This window comes from Isoptericola sp. Y541 (assembly GCF_059445465.1).
This window is the reverse complement of record NZ_JCAIUJ010000001.1, coordinates 159,074-176,109: the sequence shown is the minus strand read 5'-3', so window position 1 is coordinate 176,109 and position 17,036 is coordinate 159,074. Positions and strand designations below refer to the sequence as shown.

The window sequence follows — 17,036 nt, the reverse complement described above, 5'->3', positions numbered from 1 at the left end:
ACAGGCCCGCGAGAACGCCTCAGCCGGCGGCGGTGTCGTCCTTCGAGTCGTCGGTGGAGCGAGCCAGGCCCTCGTGGTCGGCGTCCACGAGGGAGTCGACCGACGAGCGGTCCTTTGCGACGACGGCGACGTCCCCGAGATCGACGACCAGCCCCTCCTCTGCCGCGAGCAGCTCGGGCTTGGTGAGCGGCCGGGTGGTGTCCTCCACGACCTTCAGCGGCTCGATGGTCATGCCCGGGTCGGCCACCTTGAGCTCGACCATGCGCCGGGCCTGCGGCAGCACGCGGGTCTCCAGGGAGCCCACGAACTCGTTGTAGCGCTTCGTCGTCGTGGTCATCGCCTGGCCGAGCTTCGAGATCTTGCCCGTCATGGTGACGATGCGGCTGTAGAGCTCCTTGCCGACCTGCAGCACCTTCTGGGCGTCCTCGGCGATCGCGTCCTGCTGCCAGGCATATGCCACCGTGCGCAGCATGGCGATCATCGTCATCGGCGTCGCGAGGATGACGTTGCGCCGCGCCGCCGTGTCGAGCAGCTCGGGCCGGCGCTCGACGGCGGCCGAGAGGATCGGCTCCGCCGGCACGAACAGCACGACGAACTCGGGGGTTGCGTCGAACTGCGACCAGTACGCCTTGCCCGACAGCACGTCGACGTGCTTCAGCAGGTCCTTGACGTGGGCGTCCAGGTGGGCCTCGGCCTCCTGCGGGACGGCGGTCGCCTGTGCCTTGAGGTAGGCGCCCAGCGGCACCTTCGAGTCGACGACGATGTTCTTGCCGCCCGCCAGGTGCACGACCATGTCCGGGACCAGCAGCTCGCCCTCCGCGCTGGTGACGTGCACCTGAACGTCGAAGTCGACGTGGGCGACCATCCCCGCGGCCTCGACCACGCGCTGCAGCTGCAGCTCGCCCCAGACGCCGCGCGTCTGGTTCGAGCGGAGCGCGGAGAGGAGGTCGTGGGTGCCCGTGCGGAGCTCGGAGTTGGCGGTCTCGAGGTGACGCAGGTGCTCCGTCAGGCTGCTGTGCCCCTCCCGGCGGGCCTTCTCGGCCTCGTCGACCCGCACCGTGACCTTCTCGAGCGTCTTGCTCATCGGGTCCAGCAGGGCGCGGATCGCCTGCTCGCGTCGCGCCAGCGTCTCGTCGTTCTTCACGGTGCTGGAGGCGAGCCGCTGCTCCGCGAGCTCGAGGAACTGCTTCTGGCTGGCCGTGAGCACCTCGTTCGCCAGGCTGCGGAACCGCTGCGCCGCCGCCTCCTGGTCGCCCTTGGCCTCCGCGAGCTGCCGCTCCAGGTCCTCGCGCACCTGACCGAGCAGGCGGTCTGCCTGCTCCCGCGTCTCCGCCACCCGGCGGTCGGCCTCCTCGCGGGCCCGGACGAGATCGCGCTCGGACTGCTCGTGCTGGGTGGCCAGCCGGCGCTCGGACTCGGCGGCCGCGCGGTCGAGGCGGCTGCGCTGCTCGGCGGCGTCGCGGCGCAGCGACTCGAGCTCCCCGTGCATACGCACGGTCTCCATCTCCTCCGACCGCCGCGAGCGCGCCGCCCGGTTCGCGTGCCCGAGCCAGCCGACCACAGCGCCCATCACCAGGGCGCCGAGCATCAGGAGCAGAGCGGTCGTCGTCGTCATGGGCTCAGGCTGCCACGGCGCACCGACAGGTCGGCGCCGACCGGCCGGGCGCCGCCGAGAACGCCGCGACGGCGACGCCCTCGCCGGTCGTCGGAGGCCCGCACTACGGTTGACCCGTGAGCGACCAGCCCGGACCGGCGCCCGGAAACGCCGTCCCCTCCCCTCCGCCCGACAACGCCGTCCCCTCCCTACCACCCGACCTCGGCGCCGCCCTCAGCCTGCGCGGGCTGTGGAAGCGGTTCGGCCAGAAGATCGCCGTCGCCGGCGTGGACCTGGACGTGCCCACGGGCTCGTTCTTCGGCCTCGTCGGGCCCAACGGGGCGGGCAAGACGACGTCGCTGTCGATGGCCACCGGCCTGCTGCGTCCCGACTTCGGCACGGTGCACGTGCACGGCACCGACCTCTGGGCCCACCCGGACCGGGCGAAGGCGACCCTCGGCGTGCTGCCCGACGGCGTCCGCCTCTTCGACCGCCTCACCGGGGCGCAGCTGCTCACTTACGCGGGCCTGCTGCGCGGCCTGGACCGCGCCACCGTGGCGGAGCGCACCGAGGACCTGCTGCAGGCCATGGACCTGGTGGCCGACCGCGACACGTTCGTCGTCGACTACTCCGCGGGCATGACCAAGAAGATCGCGCTCGCCTCGGCCATGATCCACGCTCCGCGCGTCCTCGTGCTGGACGAGCCGTTCGAGGCCGTGGACCCGGTCAGCGCCGCGAACATCCGCGACATCCTGCACGCGTACGTGACCGACGGCGGCACGGTCGTGGTCTCGAGCCACGTCATGGACCTGGTGCAACGGATGTGCTCGCACGTGGCGATCATCGCGGGCGGGCACGTGCTCGCGGCCGGCACCGTGGCCGCGGTGCGTGGCGACCAGAGCCTGGAGGACCGGTTCGTGGACCTCGTGGGCGGCCGCCGGGAGTCGGAGGGATTGGCGTGGTTGCGCAGCTCGTCCGCCTCAAGCTGACCCTGCTGGCCAACACGTTCCGCCGGAGCGTGTGGCAGACGATCGGGCTCGTCGTCGGCTCCCTGTACGGGCTCGGCGTCCTCGTTCTCGTGGTGCTCGCGGCCGTGGTGGGCGGCACCGCCGACGCGGCCGTGACCGGGCAGGTGCTCACCATCGTCGGAGCGCTCGTCGTGCTCGCCTGGTGGGTGGTCCCGGTCTTCGCATTCGGCCTCGACGCCACCCTCGACCCGCACCGCTTCGTCACCTTCGCCATCCCGCGGCGGCCGATGCTCGTCGGCCTGGCGCTGGCCGGCCTGATCTCCGTGCCGGCCGCGGTGACGGCGCTCGCGGCGCTCGGCGTGTCCTTCGCGTGGTGGCGGGAGCCCGCGGCGCTCGTCGCCGCGCTGGTGGGCGGGGTGCTCGCGGTCGCACTGTGCGTGGTCGGGTCGCGCGCGACGACGACGGTGCTCGCGCCCCTGCTGGACTCGCGCCGTTACCGCGAGGTGCTGGCGGTCGTCGCCGTGGTCCCGCTGGTGCTGATCGGGCCGGCGTTCGGCTGGCTGGCCAACGGCGTGGAGGTCACCGTGGGCGGGGACGCCGACGCGCTCGGCGCGGCGATCGCCCCGTTGGCCGAGGTGGTGGCGTGGATGCCCCTCGGCGCGCCCTGGGCCCTGGCGTCCGCGGTGCACGACGGTGCGTGGGCCCTGCTGGGCGCGCGGCTCCTGATCGCCCTCGCCACGCTCGCGCTCGCCTGGGTGGTGTGGGACCGGGCGCTCGCCCGCGAGCTGGTGACGCCGCGCGGCGGCAGCAAGGCCGGCGCCGGCAAGGGGCTCGGCTGGTTCGACCGCCTGCCCGCGACCCCGACGGGTGCGGTCGCGGCGCGCGCCGCGACGTACTGGCTGCGCGACCCTCGGTACGCGGTCTCGATCGCCATGGTGCCGCTGCTGCCGGTGGTGCTCCTCGCCATCGGGTTCTCCAACGGCGCCGGCGGCGGGCTCCTGCTGGTCATGGCGCCCCTGGCGGCCTGGCTGCTCGGGTTCGGGATCTCGAACGATGTGGGCTACGACAACACCGCGTTCGCCCTGCACGTCGCCACCGGCACCTCCGGCCGCGCGGACCGGTGGGGGCGGGTGCTGCCCGTGCTGGTGGGCGGGCTCCCGCTGTGCCTCGCGTTCGCGCTGGTGGGCTGCGGGGTCGCGCAGCGCTGGGACGCGCTGCCGGCGATGCTCGGGGTGACGTGCGCCACGCTCGGCGCGTCGCTGGGGATCTCCAGCGCCGTGTCCGCGCGGCTGGTCTACCCGGTGCCCAAGCCGGGCGACAGCCCGTTCAAGACGCCGAAGGGCGCGACGATGGCGACGATGGTCGCGCAGATGGTGGCGATGCTGATCGTGCTCGCGGTGAGCGTGCCCACCCTCGCCCTGGCCCTCCCCGGGATCCTCGTGCCGCAGCCCGCGCTCGGGTGGGCGGCGCTCGGCGTCGGCCTCGTCACAGGGGTGGGCGTGCTGGCCCTGGGCGTGCGCTGGGGCGCCCGCACCTACGACCGCCGGCAGCCCGAGCTGCTGCAGCAGGTCATGGCGTTCGGCTGACGAACCGGCGGGCGGGCGAGGGTGATCCCGCCGGGTCGGTCACGGGTTCCCCAACGAGGTCGTGCGACGGCCGTGCGACGGTCTTGCGACGGTCTTGCGACAATGGGGGACGTGACTTCTGAGAACCACGACCACCCGACCCTCCCCGAGCGCTGGACCACCGCGACGCCCGACCTCGCCGACCTGACCCGGCTGAGCAACCTGCGCGCGGCGCTCGCGGAGCCGTTCACCGGGTCGGCGACGGTGAACTCGGAGGCGATCGCGGCCGAGGTCGCCGGTCCCATGTCGTGGACACGCCGGCAGGTCGTCGTGCGTGACCCGGACGGGGTGGTGCGGGCCTGGGCGACGGCGCACGACCGCGCGGCCGGCCGCGTCGTCGTCGGGCTCGATGTCGACCGGTCCGTGCCGCAGGCGGACGACCTCGCCGCCTGGGGGTACGCCTGGGGTGCCCGGCGGGGGCGCGAGCTCGCCGCGCAGCGGGGCCTGGGACGCACCCAGCTCGACTCGGGCGCCTACGCCGGCGACGAACGCCAGCGCGCGTGGCTCGCGGAGGCCGGCTACCGCCGCGCCCGGTCCTGGTTGCAGATGACGCGGCCCGTGCAGCCGGAGGAGGCCGCCCCCGGCGTGCTCCCGGCGCCCCGCCCCGGCGTCACCGTCCGCCGGATCGACACCCACGACGGCGGACTGCCGGTCGCCGAGGACCTGCAGACCGTGCACCGGGTGCTGGAGAGCGCGTTCGAGGACCACTTCAACTCCTACCGCGAGAGCTTCGGGGAGTTCCTGGTGCGGCTCCGCGCGGACCCGGGCCACCGGTGGGACCACTGGTGGCTCGCCCTCGTGGCCGACCCCGACGACCCGGCCTCCGTGCCCGAGCCGATGGGCGCGCTCGTGGGCGCCGTCCTGCCCTCCGGGGCGTCGGGCAAGGAGGCCAGCTACATCGAGTACCTCGGCGCCGACCGCCGGGCCCGCGGCCGCGGCGTGGCCACCGCGCTGCTGTTCGCCGTCGTCCAGGACGCGGCGGCGCGGGGGCACGACCGGGTGGGGCTCGAGGTCGACGCCGACAGCCCGACCGGGGCCGCGGCCCTCTACGAGAAGTGGGGCTGGCGCACGGCGTACGTCACCGAGTCCTGGCACCAGGACGTCGACGTCTGACCGCGCCCGGACGCGCCGCCCGGACCTGCACCCGGGTGCGTCGGTGCCCCCGCGTAGGTTCGGCGCATGACACGGTTCGGGCCGGACGACGACCTGCAGGGCGCCGAGTTCGTCGAGGCCGACATGACGGGCGCCGCGTTCCGCCTCGCGCGGCTCGACGGCGTGACGTTCGACCAGAGCTTCCTCCCGGGCGCCCGGATGCGGGGCGTCGACCTGACCGACGCGGAGATCGACGGCGAGATCACGGGCCTGCGGGTCAACGAGGTCGAGGTGGCGCCCCTGGTCGAGGCCGAGCTGGACCGGCGGTTCCCGGGGCGGGAGCAGGCGCGCTCGCAGGACCTGGCCGAGCAGCTCGCGTCGTTCGACGCGGCGTTGCTGCGCTGGGACCGCCTGCTCGAGCGCGTGGCGGCGATGCCCGCGGGGACGGTCGACGTGTCGGTCGACGGCGAGTGGTCGACCACCCAGACGCTGCGCCACCTCGTGTTCGCGGTCGACGGCTGGCTGCGCTACGGCCTGCGGGGGATGGACGACCCGTTCTGGTACGCCGGGCTGCCGTTCACCGAGTACGAGCCCGAGGTGGCGGCGCTCGGCGTCGACCTCGACGCGACCCCGTCGCTCGACGAGGTCCTCGCCGTGCACGCCGACCGGGTCGCCCAGATCCGCGCCGCCTACGCCGAGCTCGCGGGCACGGACGTCACCGTGGACGCGCCGCGCCTGCCCCCGTGGGTGCCGGACGGGATGACGCGCCCGGTCTGGCGCAGCCTCGGCGTGCTCCCGCGGGAGCACTGGGAGCACCTGCGGTTCGCGGAGCGCGATATCGACCGGCTCGCCGCGTCGTGACCGACGTGATCGTCCTCAACGGCGGCTCGAGCTCGGGCAAGACGACCATCGCGCGGCGCCTGCAGGAGCTGCTGCCGCGCCCGTGGCTCGCGCTGAGCATCGACGACCTGGTCGATGCCCTCCCGCCCTCGGTCCGCGACGGCGAGGGTGGCATCGAGCTCGGCGCAGAGGTCGTCGTCGGTGAGGCCTTCGGCGCGCTGGAGAGGGCCTGGCGGGCCGGCATCGCGGCGACGGTGCGTGCCGGGGCGCCCGTCGTGATCGACGACGTCTTCCTCGGAGGCGCCTCCTCCCAGGAACGGTGGCGGTCCACGCTGCACGGGCTCGACGTCCTGTGGGTCGGCGTCCGGTGCGACGCCGACGTGGCGGCCTCCCGCGAGGCGTCCCGCGGCGACCGCGCGGCCGGCATGGCCGCGACGCAGGCGGTGGTCGTCCACGACGGCGTGACGTACGACGTCGAGGTCGACACGTCGTCGGCCGGCCCAGGGGAGTGCGCCGGGGCGATCGCCGCCCGGTGCGCTGAGCCGGTGCGGGACCCGGTGGGCCGAGAGGGGGCGCGGCCCGGCACGTAGACTTGCGCAACGTGGCACTCACCATCGGCATCGTCGGCCTGCCCAACGTCGGCAAGTCCACCCTTTTCAACGCCCTGACCCGCAACCAGGTGCTCGCGGCGAACTACCCGTTCGCGACGATCGAGCCCAACGTGGGTGTGGTCCCGCTGCCGGACCCCCGCCTGGACAAGCTCGCCGAGATCTTCTCCTCGGAGCGCACCCTGCCCGCCACCGTGTCGTTCGTCGACATCGCGGGCATCGTCAAGGGCGCCTCCGAGGGCGAGGGGCTGGGCAACAAGTTCCTCGCCAACATCCGTGAGGCCGACGCGATCTGCCAGGTCACCCGCGTGTTCGACGACGGGGACGTCGTCCGCGTCGAGGGCTCGGTGGACGCCGAGGGCGACATCGAGACCATCTCCACCGAGCTGATCCTCGCCGACCTCCAGACGCTGGAGAAGTCGCTGCCGCGGATGGAGAAGGAGGTCAAGATCAAGCGTGGCGACCCCGCGCTCTTCGCCGCCGCCAGCACCGCGCAGAAGATCCTCGAGTCCGGCACCACGCTCTTCCAGGGTGCCAAGGCCGAGGGGCTCGACCTGGCCGACATCGACTCGCTGCAGCTGCTGACGGCCAAGCCGTTCATCTACGTCTTCAACACCGACGACGCCGGCCTCGCCGACAAGGGGATGCAGCAGCGGCTGCGCGACCTCGTCGCCCCCGCGGACGCCGTGTTCCTCGACGCGAAGTTCGAGGCGGAGCTCGTCGAGCTCGAGCCCGACGACGCGCGCGAGATGCTCGCCGACTCCGGCCAGGAGGAGGCGGGCCTCGACCAGCTCGCTCGCGTCGGTTTCCACACGCTCGGCCTGCAGACGTACCTCACCGCCGGCCCGAAGGAGTCCCGCGCCTGGACGATCCGCAAGGGCTGGACCGCCCCGCAGGCCGCCGGCGTCATCCACACCGACTTCGAGCGCGGCTTCATCAAGGCCGAGGTCATCTCGTTCGACGACCTCGTCGAGACCGGCTCCGTGCAGGCCGCCCGCGCCGCCGGCAAGGCGCGCATCGAGGGCAAGGACTACGTCATGCAGGACGGCGACGTCGTGGAGTTCCGCTTCAACGTCTAGCGTGACGACGGGTGCCTGCACCATCGACGCCACCAGCGGAAGGCAGGATGCATGACCGACACCGACCAGACAGCCGGGATCCTCGCCGAGGCGCGAGAGCGGGCCCTCGACGTGCGGGCCCTCTACGAGATCCTGGAGAACCGGTTCAACGGCACGACGTGGTCCCTGCACGAGCTGATGCTGGGCTTCTCCAACGACGTCGGCTACATCGGACGCCTGCTGCTCGCCCACGACGGCACCTGGGACATCGACGGCGACGTCGACGTGGAGCTGAAGCACAAGCTTGCCGAGACGCTGTGGTGGGTGTTCGTCCTCGCAGACCGGCTCGACGTCGACATCGACACCGCCTACGACGACACCATGACCCGTATCCGCACCGGACTCGAAGAGACCGTCGACCGCACCGCCTGAAAGCCTAGGCAGTCAGGGCGTGCGGATAGGCCGGCTCGCGACCCTGGAAGCTCAGGATGCTCGGGTTGCTGATCTCTCCGTCGTGGATCTCGATCGCGCGGGAGATGGTGAGATCGTTCGCCCACGCCGCCGGCCCCTCCATGACCGTGCGCAGGAACGGCAGGATCGCCTCGCTGATCTCCCACGTGGCGGAGTTCCACAGGTACGACGGGCTGTGGTCGACGGCGTAGTAGTGCACCCCTCGGCCGACCGTGAACATCGGGTCGTCGAACCCGGTGGGCCTGGCCCACTCGAATCCCATCCCCGCGTCGCAGGAGACGTCGACGACGAGGCTTCCCGGGGTGAATCCCTCGAGGTCCTCGGTGCGCAGGTAGGTCAACGGTGCGGCGACGTCCTGGAGCGTGCAGTTGACCACGATGTCGTGCGAAGCCAGGAACTCCGGGAGCAGGACGTCGCCGTCCTGCGTCTGCACCGTGCTGAGGTGGGCCGCGCCGCCGTCGGTGTTGAGCTGGATGATGTGTGCGGCGTGGATCGGCGAGCCGACGGCCGCGACACCGCGCTGCGTGAGGACCTGGATGTCGTGGATCCCGTGCGCCTTGAGCGCGGTCACCGCACCACGGGCCGTCGCGCCGAAGCCGATGACGACCGCGCTGAGTCGCGGCCCGTAGTCGCCGGTCGAGCCGATCAGGCTCAAGGCGTGCAGCACGGAGCTGTAGCCGGCGAGCTCGTTGTTCTTGTGGAACACGTGCAGGCTGAAATCGCCCCGGTGCGACCAGTGGTTCATCGCCTCGAAGGCGATCAGCGTGAGTCGGCGGTCGATCGCCGTCTGCGTCATTCCGGCGTCCTGCACGCAGTGCGGCCACCCCCACAGAACGCGGCCCTCGGGGATCGCGGCCACGTCCGCCGCCTGCGGCTTGGGCAGGAGCAGGACATCGGCCGACTCGATCACCTCGGATCGCTCCGCGACCCTGCCCACGCGCGACTCGACGTAACCCGGTTCCAGCTGGAACTCCGCGCCGTAGCCATGCTCGACCGTCATCCGCGCGCGCACGTCCGGGTCGATCCGGTCCAGGTGATGCGGATGTATCGGTAGCCGGTGCTCGTTCTCCATCGAGGAGCTCGCGAGCAGCCCGAGGGTGAGCAGATCATCGCTCGGCGAGGCGTCGTTCGACGACTCGGCGGGGACAGCGGAAAGTTGAGCGGCGCCGGACATTCGGACTCCCATCATCGGGGAACCAAGGTCGTCAGCTCCTGGCCCGATAGTACGCTGACGTGCCGTGGGACCTGGCCGAGGGCCGGAGTCGGTCACGGGGTCGGCGGCAGAGGGGGAGATCCGTGCTGGTGAGCTGGGCGGCAGTCGGGGGCGTAGCCCTCGTGGAACTGGGGATGGCGCTGACGCCGGGACCGAACATGATCCATCTGGCGTCGCGGTCGATCGGGCAGGGGACCCGTGCCGGGCTGACCGCCCTGGCCGGGACGGCGGTCGGCTTCCTGGCGTACCTCGTGGCCGCAACGCTCGGCCTCGCGGCGCTGTTTGCCGCCGTGCCCGCGGCCTTCGTCGCAGTGAAGGTCGCCGGGGCGGTCTACCTCGGCTGTCTCGCCTGGCAGATGCTCCGCCCCGGCGGTCGGTCCGTGTTCGATCCGGCGGAGGTGGCGCCGATACGCCCACGACGGCTGTTCGGCATGGGCCTGGTCACCAACCTGCTCAACCCGAAGATCGCCGTGCTGTACGCCGCCCTGCTCCCGCAGTTCATCGATCCGACCCGCACGCTGTGGCCCCAGTTCCTGCTGCTCGGTGGCGTCCAGGTCCTCATCGGGGTCACCGTGAACGGCCTGGTCGTCCTGGGCGCGGGAAGGCTCGCCGGCTTCCTGCGCGGCCGTCCGCGGGCGATGCAGGTGCAGCGCTGGCTGTCGGGGACCGTGCTGGCCGGGTTCGCCGTCAAGCTCGCCCTCGAACGGCAGCCCGCGTCGTAGTCCCCGGTCCCTGTCGTCGTCCTCGGAGAGGGCGGCTCGCCGCCGACTCGCTTGCGTCCGGTAGCAGCCGTTGGGAGCCTATCGGGATGAATCTCCCAGCCCGCGCGCCCGAGGCACCGTCACGCGCTCGTCACGCGGCAGCGTTCGTGGCGGGGCTCCTGGTCGCCAACTCTGCACCCCACGTCGCGTCGGCCGTGACGGGACGCGAGCATCTGACGCCGCTGGCGGGCAGGGAGTCGTCGCCGCTGGTCAATCTCGCGTGGGGTGCGGCCAACCTCGGCTGCGGGCTCGCGCTGGTGCGCGCGGCCGCGGGGAGGGGGCGGCGTTGGGACCGGCGGCTCGTCACCTTCGAGGCGGGCGTCGTGACCTTCGCCGCCTGGATGGTGGTGAGCGAGGGGCTGATGCCCTTGAACTCGATCCCTCGTCCGGGCGGGCGGCGCGCAGGTGCGAGCTCACGTCGGAACCAGACCTGGTGAGGCGAAGACGGTGTGCACCGCCCTGGCGTAGAGCACCGAGTCCGGCGCACGGTCGGCGAGACCGACGAAACCCGCCGTCGCCAGGAGGGTGTCGTCGAGCTGGACGAGCTCGGCGCGCTGCAGAGGCCACGGTTCGTGGTGGTTCCGGCAGTAGAGCGTGCGACCGAGGTGCGCCTCGTGGAACGCCCAGCGGGCGGTGAGCGCGGTGGCGATCGGATCGGCGGCGACCTCCGCGGTGCTCGCCGGGTCGTCGACCGGGCGGACCACGATCCGGGAAGCGGCAGCTCCTCGGCCGTGCCGCCTCGTCGTGTAGGCGATCGATCCGTCGATGCGGCGGATCGACATCGAGGCCCACTGGTACCTGAGGCCGAAGGCGGCCCTGGCGACCAGCACGGGGACGAGGCGCGAGGCCTCCAGGCTCAGGAAGACGACGCCCCGGCGGCCCTGCGAGTCGACCGAGTACAGGCGCACGTTGACCTCGGGAAAGTCCCCCAGCCAGGGGATGCGCGGCCCGCCGAAGAGGGCGGTCCGAGACATCTGGAACGCGACGAGCCCGACCCAAGCGGTCCCGTCGACGACGTCCGGCACGCAGTCGGCCGGCAGGTGCCGCGCCACCACGCACGGGTCCACGCGCCAGTGCAGGAACGAGACCTCGCTCCATCGCTGCCGCATGATGCCCTTGCGGCCCAAGGGCGGTGCTACGGCGGAGATCTCCTCGATGCGCATCTCGGTCTATCCGGGTCGGCGGACTGGGGACGGACAAGTATGCCCCTCAGGCGCGACGGGGCGGGGCCTCCTGGACGTCGACGTCGCGGTCGGCGACCCGCTCGAGGGCGAAGTAGTAGAGGTCGCCGTGGTCGGCGGCCTCCCGCCCGGTCATCACACCGAGGACGGCGTCGTCGGACACCCGGGTGAAGTGGTCGATGATCGGCTGCCCGTCGTAGACCATCGACGCCGTGCGGATGCCGTCGTGCTCGACCGTCCGCAACGTCGCGCCTCCGCGGGCGAGCCTCTCCTGGCCGACGAGCATGCCGTCCGGGCCCTCGCACACGAGCGGGAGCACGTCGTCGTCGGCGCGGAAGAGCTTGCCGAACCAGTGGCTGCGGGTCAGCAGCGCCTGGGTGCGATGCCCGGTGCTGACGCCGAACCCTCGCCAGAGCCCGCGCAGCTCGGCGGTCCCCACGGGCGGCAGCGAGCGCCAGAGCCCGGGGAGGTCGCGCGCGGGGATCCTGCCGTCCCGCAGCAGGTCGATCAGATCGCCGCGGAGCGGCGTGGGGGAGACGCCGGGGTCGCCCATCCGCAGCACCGGCTTGATCGCGCGCCCCGCGCGCACGTCGTCGATCGCCGTCGCGACGTCGGCGAACGGGTACGTGCGCACCAGCCGCTCGACCGGCAGCCGGCCGGCGCGCCAGAGCGCCACGAGCGTCGGGATGTCCCGGGCCACGTCGGCATCGCCCTCGATGACGCCCGTCAGGGTGCGGCCCCAGAGCACCTGCGTCTGCGACACCGTGATCCGGTTGGCTCCGGCGTGCAGCGCCACCGTGGCGCAGACCCCTCGGGGGGCCAGCGCGGCCAGACCGAGGTCCACCGTCTCCTGCCGCCCGACGGTGTCGAGCGCGTGCGTCGCCGCGAGGGTGCGTGCCGGTACATCGTCCGGCGTGTGCGCCTCGGTCGCACCGAGCTCGAGCGCCAGGGCCCGCCGGTCGGCCGCGGGGTCGCTGACCACGATGCGCCGCACGCCGCGGTGCTTCGCCGCCATGACGGCGGCGAGACCGGTCGTGCCCGCTCCGATCACGAGCAGGGTGTCGTCCGGTCCGGGAGCCAGCACGCGGAGCACCGTGCCCGCGCCGGTGAGGATCCCGCAGCCGAGCGGCGCCGCCACCTCCCAGGGCACGTCGTCGCCGATGCGGACGGCGTTGGTGGCGCGCGCCAGTGCGTGCGTCGCCCAGGACGACTGCGCCATCCAGCCGGTGGTCGCCGGGACGCCGTCGACGACGGCTCCCGCCCGCGACCGGTAGTTGAGGTCCGCGAACCGCTCGCAATAGGCGGGGTGCCCGTCCGCGCACGACGCGCAGCCTCCGCACGAGTCGAAGCTCAGCACCACGCGATCGCCGGGCCGGAGCGAGTCGACGCCGGGCCCGACCGCCTCCACGACGCCGGCGCCCTCGTGCCCGAACACCGCCGGGAAGCGGTCGCCGGCCCTGCCGGCGATGCCGAAGAGATCGGTGGGGCACACACCGGAAGCGAGGATGCGGACCAGGATCTCGCCGTCGCCGGGCTCGCTCATCGTGACGTCCGAGAGCGCCACGGGTCCGCCGGGTTCGTGAACCAGGGCGGCCACGGCCGCCGTCATCGTCCGGGCCGGGGGGAGCGCAGAGGGGTGAAGCGCGGTGGTGCAGGTGCGGGGATCGCCCTCGGGGCCAGGTCGGACATCGGTGCCTCTCCCTCGTGCGTCGTCGGAGGATGTCGCGCCACAGGGGCCACGGCATCGCCCCGAGTCTGGCAGCGCCCGCGCCGGAAGTCACGGAGCTTGTTAATGGCAATTCACATCGGCATCGCTTCGAGGAGGCGGCCGCCTGTCCGCACCGGCTACATGGCCCGGCTGCTGAAAGGGTGCACAACGCCTGGCTCGTGGAGGAGTCGACGCCGCGCGGCTGACGCGCCCCGGCCGCGTGCCGGTGCCGCACGCCACACCACTGACCCGGTCCGCTCTCCCGCCGGATATCGGGGCAGGTCAGAGCCTTTGCGCCTCCTGCGGGGGACGCGGGGCGTGCGCCCGATGGGCCGGGGGAAGGGCGGAACGGGTGAACGATCCCGCGCGTCGCTGCCTACATTGGGGCCGATGTTGCTCCAGGCTCCCTCCCCACCCGCGCGTGATCTCGGCCGACCGCGCAGCGCGGCGGGAGGCGGCGCGAGCCCGCGACCGGCGACGCTGCCCTGGGCACGGCTGACGTCGGTGCCGGTGCTGTTCCTGGCGCTGCTCGGCGTGACGCTGCTGGCCGCCGGCCCGTTCCGGGGCGTCGACGAGGCCGCCCACCAGTACTGGGTGGCCCGGCTCACCCCGGGGCTGCAGCCGTTCATCCAGCACGTGCTCGACCCGATCGCCGGGCAGGCGGTCTGCCTGCCCGTGCTCGTCGTCGTCGCCGGCACGCTGTCGTGGCGCCACCGCACGTGGCGGCCGCTGGGCTGCGCGGCCGCCGCCGAGCTGGCGTTCTACGGGGGAGTGGGGCTGCTCAAGGTGGTGCTCGCCCGCCCCGCGCCGACGACCGACGACGCCGACCTGTTCGGCGGCGGCCTGCGCGCCCTGGGGTGGAGCGGGATCAGCTTCCCGTCGGGCCATGCGGCCGAGGCCGTGCTCGTCTACGGCGCGGCGGTGTACCTCGTGAGCCGGTGGACCACGGCGTCGCCGCGCACCCTGCGCACCCTGCGGCTCGCGGTGGGCGTCGTCGCGCTGAACGCGGTGGCGGTGTCGTACTACCTCGGGTGGCACTGGATCTCGGACCTCGTGGGCGGCCTGCTCGTGGGCGGCCTCCTGCTGCGCCTGCTGGTCGTGGCCGACCGGCGCGGGTGGCGCCGCCGCTCGGCGAGTCGCGTCGTCGACTCTGTCCCGGGTCAGCACGGCTAGCTCACGCCCGCTGTCCGTGCTTACACGACGACGGCCACCCCGGCCAGGGCCAGGTACACGCCGCCGGTCGCGCGGCCCAGGCGCCGGCGGGCTCGCTCCGACCCACGCAGCCGACCCGACATCCGGTCGGCGAGGACGGCGTAGGTGCTGTCCACGAGAGTGGCCAGCACCACGAACACCGCCCCCAGGACGGCGAGCTGCGCGGCGACCGCGCCGTGCCCCGGCCGCACGAACTGGGGCAGGAACGCGAGGAAGAACAGCGCGGTCTTCGGGTTGAGCACGTCCACGAGCACGCCGTCGGCGAAGAGCCGCCAGGGCCGGGGCACAGCCTTAGCGGCGCCGTCGTCCGCCGTCGCGGGCTGGGCGCGGGCCGTGCGCAGCTCCCGCACCCCCAGCCACACCAGGTAGGCGGCGCCCGCCCAGCGGACCGCGTCGAACAGGGCGGGGGACCGCGCCAGCAGGGCGGCCAGCCCGGCGGCCGCCGCGACCACGTGCAGCGCGGCGCCGGTCTCGAGCCCCGCCATCGACCAGAGGCCCGCCCGCCGGCCTTGGACGGTGCTGCGCGCGACGACGTACACGACCGACGGTCCCGGAACGGCCAGCGTCGCGAGCGAGGCTCCCAGGAAGCCCAGCAGCGCCGGGGCGACCGGCAGCAGCGCGGTCACGCTCTCCATCGCCTGCGTGGTCATGGTGGTGAGGAGGGCGGGCGCCGGCTGTCCGTGACATCCGTTCGCCCCGGTGCGCGATCCGGGTGACGATGGCGGGCATGGCCGGCTGGACGATCGCGCAGGTCACGGACCCGGCCGAGCTGGTCGCGGCGTCGCACCTCTTCGACGCGCCGGTCTCGCCCCGGGGCGCGGCCGACGCGCTGGGCCGGCCCGGGCACGTCGTGCTGCTCGCGCGCGCCCCGGACGGGCTCGGGATCGGCTTCGTCTCCGGGGTGGAGATGCGGCACCCGGACAAGGAGCCGGAGATGTTCGTCTATGAGCTGGGCGTGGACGAGGCGTGGCGGCGCCGCGGCGTGGCCACCGCCCTGCTCGGGTCGCTGCGGGACCTCGCGGTCTCCCGCGGCTGCCGCGGGATGTGGACCGGCACCGAGGCGGACAACGTCGCGGCGCTCGCGACCTATCGTTCGCTCGGCGCCGAGGTCGACCGGGACTCCGTGTTCGTGGTCTGGGAGAACCTGGCCGAGGGGGGCCGATGACGGAGGTCACGGCGGCGCTGCGCCGCGCGTGGGGCGAGTTCGTCGGCCCGGAGGCCACGCGGGCGAACCACGTGCTGACGGTCGTCACGACGGTGGCCGGGGCCGTCGCGGCGCCGGTCGTGGCGCGGGCACGCGGTGCCGACACGAAGCGCGCGGTGGTCGCGTGCCTGCTGGCGGTGGACCTCGCGGGCGGCGTCTACGTCAACAACACGCGCGCGTGCGCCCGCTGGTACGAGCGCCCGGGGCAGGGGGACGCCGAGCACTACTCCTTCGCCGCGCTGCACGGGCACCCGGCCGCGGTGGCGTGGCTGGACGCGGGGCCCTCGGGTCGGGGCGCGGGGCGCCGGGTCCAACCCGCGGCCTGGGCCGCCGCCCACTACGCCTTCATGGTGGCCGCGACGGTCGCGATCCGGCGCCACCCGGCCCGTCGGCGCCCGCTCGGGGTGGCCCTGACCGCCGGCGGGCTCGCGCTCGACGGGCTGCTGGGCCCCTCGCGGACCGCGCCCTGGTTCGCCTGGGCGTACTACCCCAAGCTGCTGGCGGGGCACGCCGCGGCGGCGCTGTGGTCGGACGACGACCTCGCCCCGCGCTGAGGCCGCGCTCACCGGCCGGCCCCCTCGCGGGTCATCGCGCGAGGTGCTCCGTCAGCCACGGCAGCAGCACCGGGAGCACGGCGTCGGCCTGCATGGCCGACAGGTGGTCCTTGCCGGGCAGCACCTCGACGCTCCATCCGGCGGCCTCGAGCTCGGCACGCCGGCCGGTCACGGCCCCGGCGATGACCACCTCGACGTCGCCCCAGCCGGGGCCGTAGGTGATGTCATCGTCCGCGCCGACGACGACCAGGCGCGGGAGGGCGAGCCCGAGGGACACCCGGTCGTCGAACCCCGCGAGGGACTCGTAGAGGGTGAGGTACTGCTGCGTCAGCTCGGGCGGCTGCGTCATCTCGACGGAGTCCCAGTCGCCCGGCTCGGTCGTCGCGGGCTCGGTCGTCGCGTCGGACGGCGGCGCGTCGCGGTGGGCGAGCGCCAGGCGGTGCGCGGCGCGGGTGACCGCGAGCATCGCGTCGTACGGGCCGTCGAGCGGCGGGTACCCGCCCATGGCCAGCCCCGTGAGGCGGTCGGTGCGCAGTGCGAGCTGCAGCCCGGCGAGGGCGAGCCACGAGTAGCCGTAGTACGCGAACCGGTCCGTGCCGGCGGCGTCGGCGACGGCCAGCAGGTCCGCGGCCAGCGCGTCGGCAGTGAGGCTGTCGGGGGCGGGGTGGGCTGCGCGGTGCCCCTCGTAGTCGGCGGCGACGACGCGGAAGCCGGCGTCGGACAGCCTGGTCGCGAGCGTGCGACCGAGGTCCGGGTCGGCGCCCCAGGCTCGCATCGCGTCGGCCTGGGGGCCGTCCAGCGGGGCGGTCCGGACCGGGAGCAGCACCGCCGGGCCCTCCCCGAGGACGGTCGCCTCGATCGTCGTCCCGTCGTGCAGTCGTGCGGTGGGCATCCGGGCTCTTCGGGATGGGGGAATAAACTACGTACACTGTAAGCGAATGAGAGGA

The 17,036-nt window shown here is 73.6% G+C and carries 18 protein-coding genes; 12 read left to right on the top strand and 6 right to left on the bottom strand.

All coding sequences use genetic code 11. From position 1 onward, the window contains the following. Positions 1-19: 19 nt before the first annotated feature. Positions 20-1,615 (bottom strand): DNA recombination protein RmuC, encoded by a 1,596-nt coding sequence (locus tag AC1C2V_RS00900; RefSeq protein WP_495387693.1) that lies wholly within the window; start codon positions 1,613-1,615, stop codon positions 20-22. 116 nt (positions 1,616-1,731) lie between these two features. Between AC1C2V_RS00900 and AC1C2V_RS00895 the strand changes: the two genes are divergently transcribed. From AC1C2V_RS00895 to AC1C2V_RS00865, 7 genes are all read left to right on the top strand, one after another. Continuing rightward, the gene (locus AC1C2V_RS00895; RefSeq protein ID WP_495387692.1) at positions 1,732-2,583 is read left to right on the top strand and encodes an ABC transporter ATP-binding protein; all 852 of its coding nucleotides are present in this window, start codon (positions 1,732-1,734) and stop codon (positions 2,581-2,583) included. Further along, positions 2,553-4,148: a hypothetical protein gene (locus AC1C2V_RS00890; RefSeq protein ID WP_495387691.1), complete on the top strand. Its 1,596-nt coding sequence runs from the start codon at positions 2,553-2,555 to the stop codon at positions 4,146-4,148. Before AC1C2V_RS00895 ends, AC1C2V_RS00890 begins: the two co-directional genes overlap by 31 nt. A gap of 111 nt (positions 4,149-4,259) precedes the next feature. Continuing rightward, positions 4,260-5,300 carry a GNAT family N-acetyltransferase gene (locus AC1C2V_RS00885; protein WP_495387690.1) on the top strand — a complete coding sequence of 347 codons (1,041 nt, stop codon included), beginning with the start codon at positions 4,260-4,262 and terminating at the stop codon, positions 5,298-5,300. Between the two features lie 66 nt (positions 5,301-5,366). Next, on the top strand, positions 5,367-6,140 hold the full coding sequence (locus tag AC1C2V_RS00880) for a DinB family protein (protein WP_495387689.1): 774 nt from the start codon (positions 5,367-5,369) through the stop codon (positions 6,138-6,140). Then, entirely contained in the window at positions 6,137-6,709 is a 573-nt protein-coding gene (locus AC1C2V_RS00875; RefSeq protein ID WP_495387688.1) for a chloramphenicol phosphotransferase CPT family protein, read from the top strand. The genes AC1C2V_RS00880 and AC1C2V_RS00875 overlap by 4 nt, the downstream gene beginning before the upstream one ends. 11 nt (positions 6,710-6,720) lie before the next feature. Then, on the top strand, positions 6,721-7,806 hold the full coding sequence (gene ychF, locus AC1C2V_RS00870) for a redox-regulated ATPase YchF (protein WP_495387687.1): 1,086 nt from the start codon (positions 6,721-6,723) through the stop codon (positions 7,804-7,806). A 51-nt stretch (positions 7,807-7,857) separates the two neighbouring features. Further along, on the top strand, positions 7,858-8,217 hold the full coding sequence (locus AC1C2V_RS00865; protein WP_495387686.1) for a nucleoside triphosphate pyrophosphohydrolase family protein: 360 nt from the start codon (positions 7,858-7,860) through the stop codon (positions 8,215-8,217). A 4-nt stretch (positions 8,218-8,221) separates the two neighbouring features. Here the strand turns inward: AC1C2V_RS00865 and AC1C2V_RS00860 are convergent, their stop codons facing one another. After that, positions 8,222-9,430, bottom strand: a complete 1,209-nt coding sequence (locus tag AC1C2V_RS00860) for a N(5)-(carboxyethyl)ornithine synthase (RefSeq protein ID WP_495388418.1) — start codon at positions 9,428-9,430, stop codon at positions 8,222-8,224. A 122-nt stretch (positions 9,431-9,552) separates the two neighbouring features. On the opposite strand from AC1C2V_RS00860, the gene AC1C2V_RS00855 reads away from it, so the two are divergent. Both AC1C2V_RS00855 and AC1C2V_RS00850 read left to right on the top strand, forming a co-directional pair. Continuing rightward, positions 9,553-10,191 (top strand): LysE family translocator, encoded by a 639-nt coding sequence (locus AC1C2V_RS00855; protein ID WP_495387685.1) that lies wholly within the window; start codon positions 9,553-9,555, stop codon positions 10,189-10,191. 86 nt (positions 10,192-10,277) lie between these two features. Further along, the gene (locus AC1C2V_RS00850; RefSeq protein WP_495387684.1) at positions 10,278-10,667 is read left to right on the top strand and encodes a hypothetical protein; all 390 of its coding nucleotides are present in this window, start codon (positions 10,278-10,280) and stop codon (positions 10,665-10,667) included. Here the strand turns inward: AC1C2V_RS00850 and AC1C2V_RS00845 are convergent. Both AC1C2V_RS00845 and AC1C2V_RS00840 read right to left on the bottom strand, forming a co-directional pair. Continuing rightward, positions 10,644-11,393, bottom strand: a complete 750-nt coding sequence (locus AC1C2V_RS00845; RefSeq protein WP_495387683.1) for a YqjF family protein — start codon at positions 11,391-11,393, stop codon at positions 10,644-10,646. The two genes, AC1C2V_RS00850 and AC1C2V_RS00845, sit on opposite strands and share 24 nt — an antisense overlap. 46 nt (positions 11,394-11,439) lie before the next feature. Beyond that, on the bottom strand, positions 11,440-13,008 hold the full coding sequence (locus tag AC1C2V_RS00840) for an alcohol dehydrogenase catalytic domain-containing protein (RefSeq protein WP_495387682.1): 1,569 nt from the start codon (positions 13,006-13,008) through the stop codon (positions 11,440-11,442). A 501-nt stretch (positions 13,009-13,509) separates the two neighbouring features. On the opposite strand from AC1C2V_RS00840, the gene AC1C2V_RS00835 reads away from it, so the two are divergent. Next, a complete protein-coding gene (locus AC1C2V_RS00835) occupies positions 13,510-14,292 on the top strand; it encodes a phosphatase PAP2 family protein (protein WP_495387681.1) in 783 nt (260 codons plus the stop codon). A 20-nt stretch (positions 14,293-14,312) separates the two neighbouring features. On the opposite strand, the gene AC1C2V_RS00830 is transcribed toward AC1C2V_RS00835, so the two are convergent. Beyond that, a complete protein-coding gene (locus tag AC1C2V_RS00830; RefSeq protein WP_495387680.1) occupies positions 14,313-14,981 on the bottom strand; it encodes a LysE family translocator in 669 nt (222 codons plus the stop codon). 77 nt (positions 14,982-15,058) lie between these two features. Here AC1C2V_RS00830 and AC1C2V_RS00825 point away from each other — a divergent pair, with 77 nt between their 5' ends. After that, a complete protein-coding gene (locus AC1C2V_RS00825) occupies positions 15,059-15,496 on the top strand; it encodes a GNAT family N-acetyltransferase (protein ID WP_495387679.1) in 438 nt (145 codons plus the stop codon). Continuing rightward, positions 15,493-16,089: a hypothetical protein gene (locus AC1C2V_RS00820; RefSeq protein ID WP_495387678.1), complete on the top strand. Its 597-nt coding sequence runs from the start codon at positions 15,493-15,495 to the stop codon at positions 16,087-16,089. Before AC1C2V_RS00825 ends, AC1C2V_RS00820 begins: the two co-directional genes overlap by 4 nt. A gap of 31 nt (positions 16,090-16,120) precedes the next feature. Here AC1C2V_RS00820 and AC1C2V_RS00815 read toward each other — a convergent pair whose 3' ends face one another. Further along, positions 16,121-16,981, bottom strand: coding sequence for an alpha/beta hydrolase (locus AC1C2V_RS00815; RefSeq protein ID WP_495387677.1), 861 nt, complete (start codon positions 16,979-16,981; stop codon positions 16,121-16,123). Between the last annotated feature and the right edge of the window lie 55 nt (positions 16,982-17,036).

What these genes read in the sequence shown, in the direction of transcription:
- AC1C2V_RS00850 (WP_495387684.1), top strand. Translation starts at nt 10,278, where the DNA reads ATGAATCTCCCAGCCCGCGCGCCCGAGGCACCGTCACGCGCTCGTCAC.
- AC1C2V_RS00835 (WP_495387681.1), top strand. Translation starts at nt 13,510, where the DNA reads ATGTTGCTCCAGGCTCCCTCCCCACCCGCGCGTGATCTCGGCCGACCG.
- AC1C2V_RS00830 (WP_495387680.1), bottom strand. Translation starts at nt 14,981, where the DNA reads ATGACCACGCAGGCGATGGAGAGCGTGACCGCGCTGCTGCCGGTCGCC.
- AC1C2V_RS00865 (WP_495387686.1), top strand. Translation starts at nt 7,858, where the DNA reads ATGACCGACACCGACCAGACAGCCGGGATCCTCGCCGAGGCGCGAGAG.
- AC1C2V_RS00900 (WP_495387693.1), bottom strand. Translation starts at nt 1,615, where the DNA reads ATGACGACGACGACCGCTCTGCTCCTGATGCTCGGCGCCCTGGTGATG.
- AC1C2V_RS00825 (WP_495387679.1), top strand. Translation starts at nt 15,059, where the DNA reads ATGGCCGGCTGGACGATCGCGCAGGTCACGGACCCGGCCGAGCTGGTC.
- AC1C2V_RS00880 (WP_495387689.1), top strand. Translation starts at nt 5,367, where the DNA reads ATGACACGGTTCGGGCCGGACGACGACCTGCAGGGCGCCGAGTTCGTC.
- AC1C2V_RS00845 (WP_495387683.1), bottom strand. Translation starts at nt 11,393, where the DNA reads ATGCGCATCGAGGAGATCTCCGCCGTAGCACCGCCCTTGGGCCGCAAG.
- AC1C2V_RS00820 (WP_495387678.1), top strand. Translation starts at nt 15,493, where the DNA reads ATGACGGAGGTCACGGCGGCGCTGCGCCGCGCGTGGGGCGAGTTCGTC.
- AC1C2V_RS00815 (WP_495387677.1), bottom strand. Translation starts at nt 16,981, where the DNA reads ATGCCCACCGCACGACTGCACGACGGGACGACGATCGAGGCGACCGTC.
- AC1C2V_RS00860 (WP_495388418.1), bottom strand. Translation starts at nt 9,430, where the DNA reads ATGTCCGGCGCCGCTCAACTTTCCGCTGTCCCCGCCGAGTCGTCGAAC.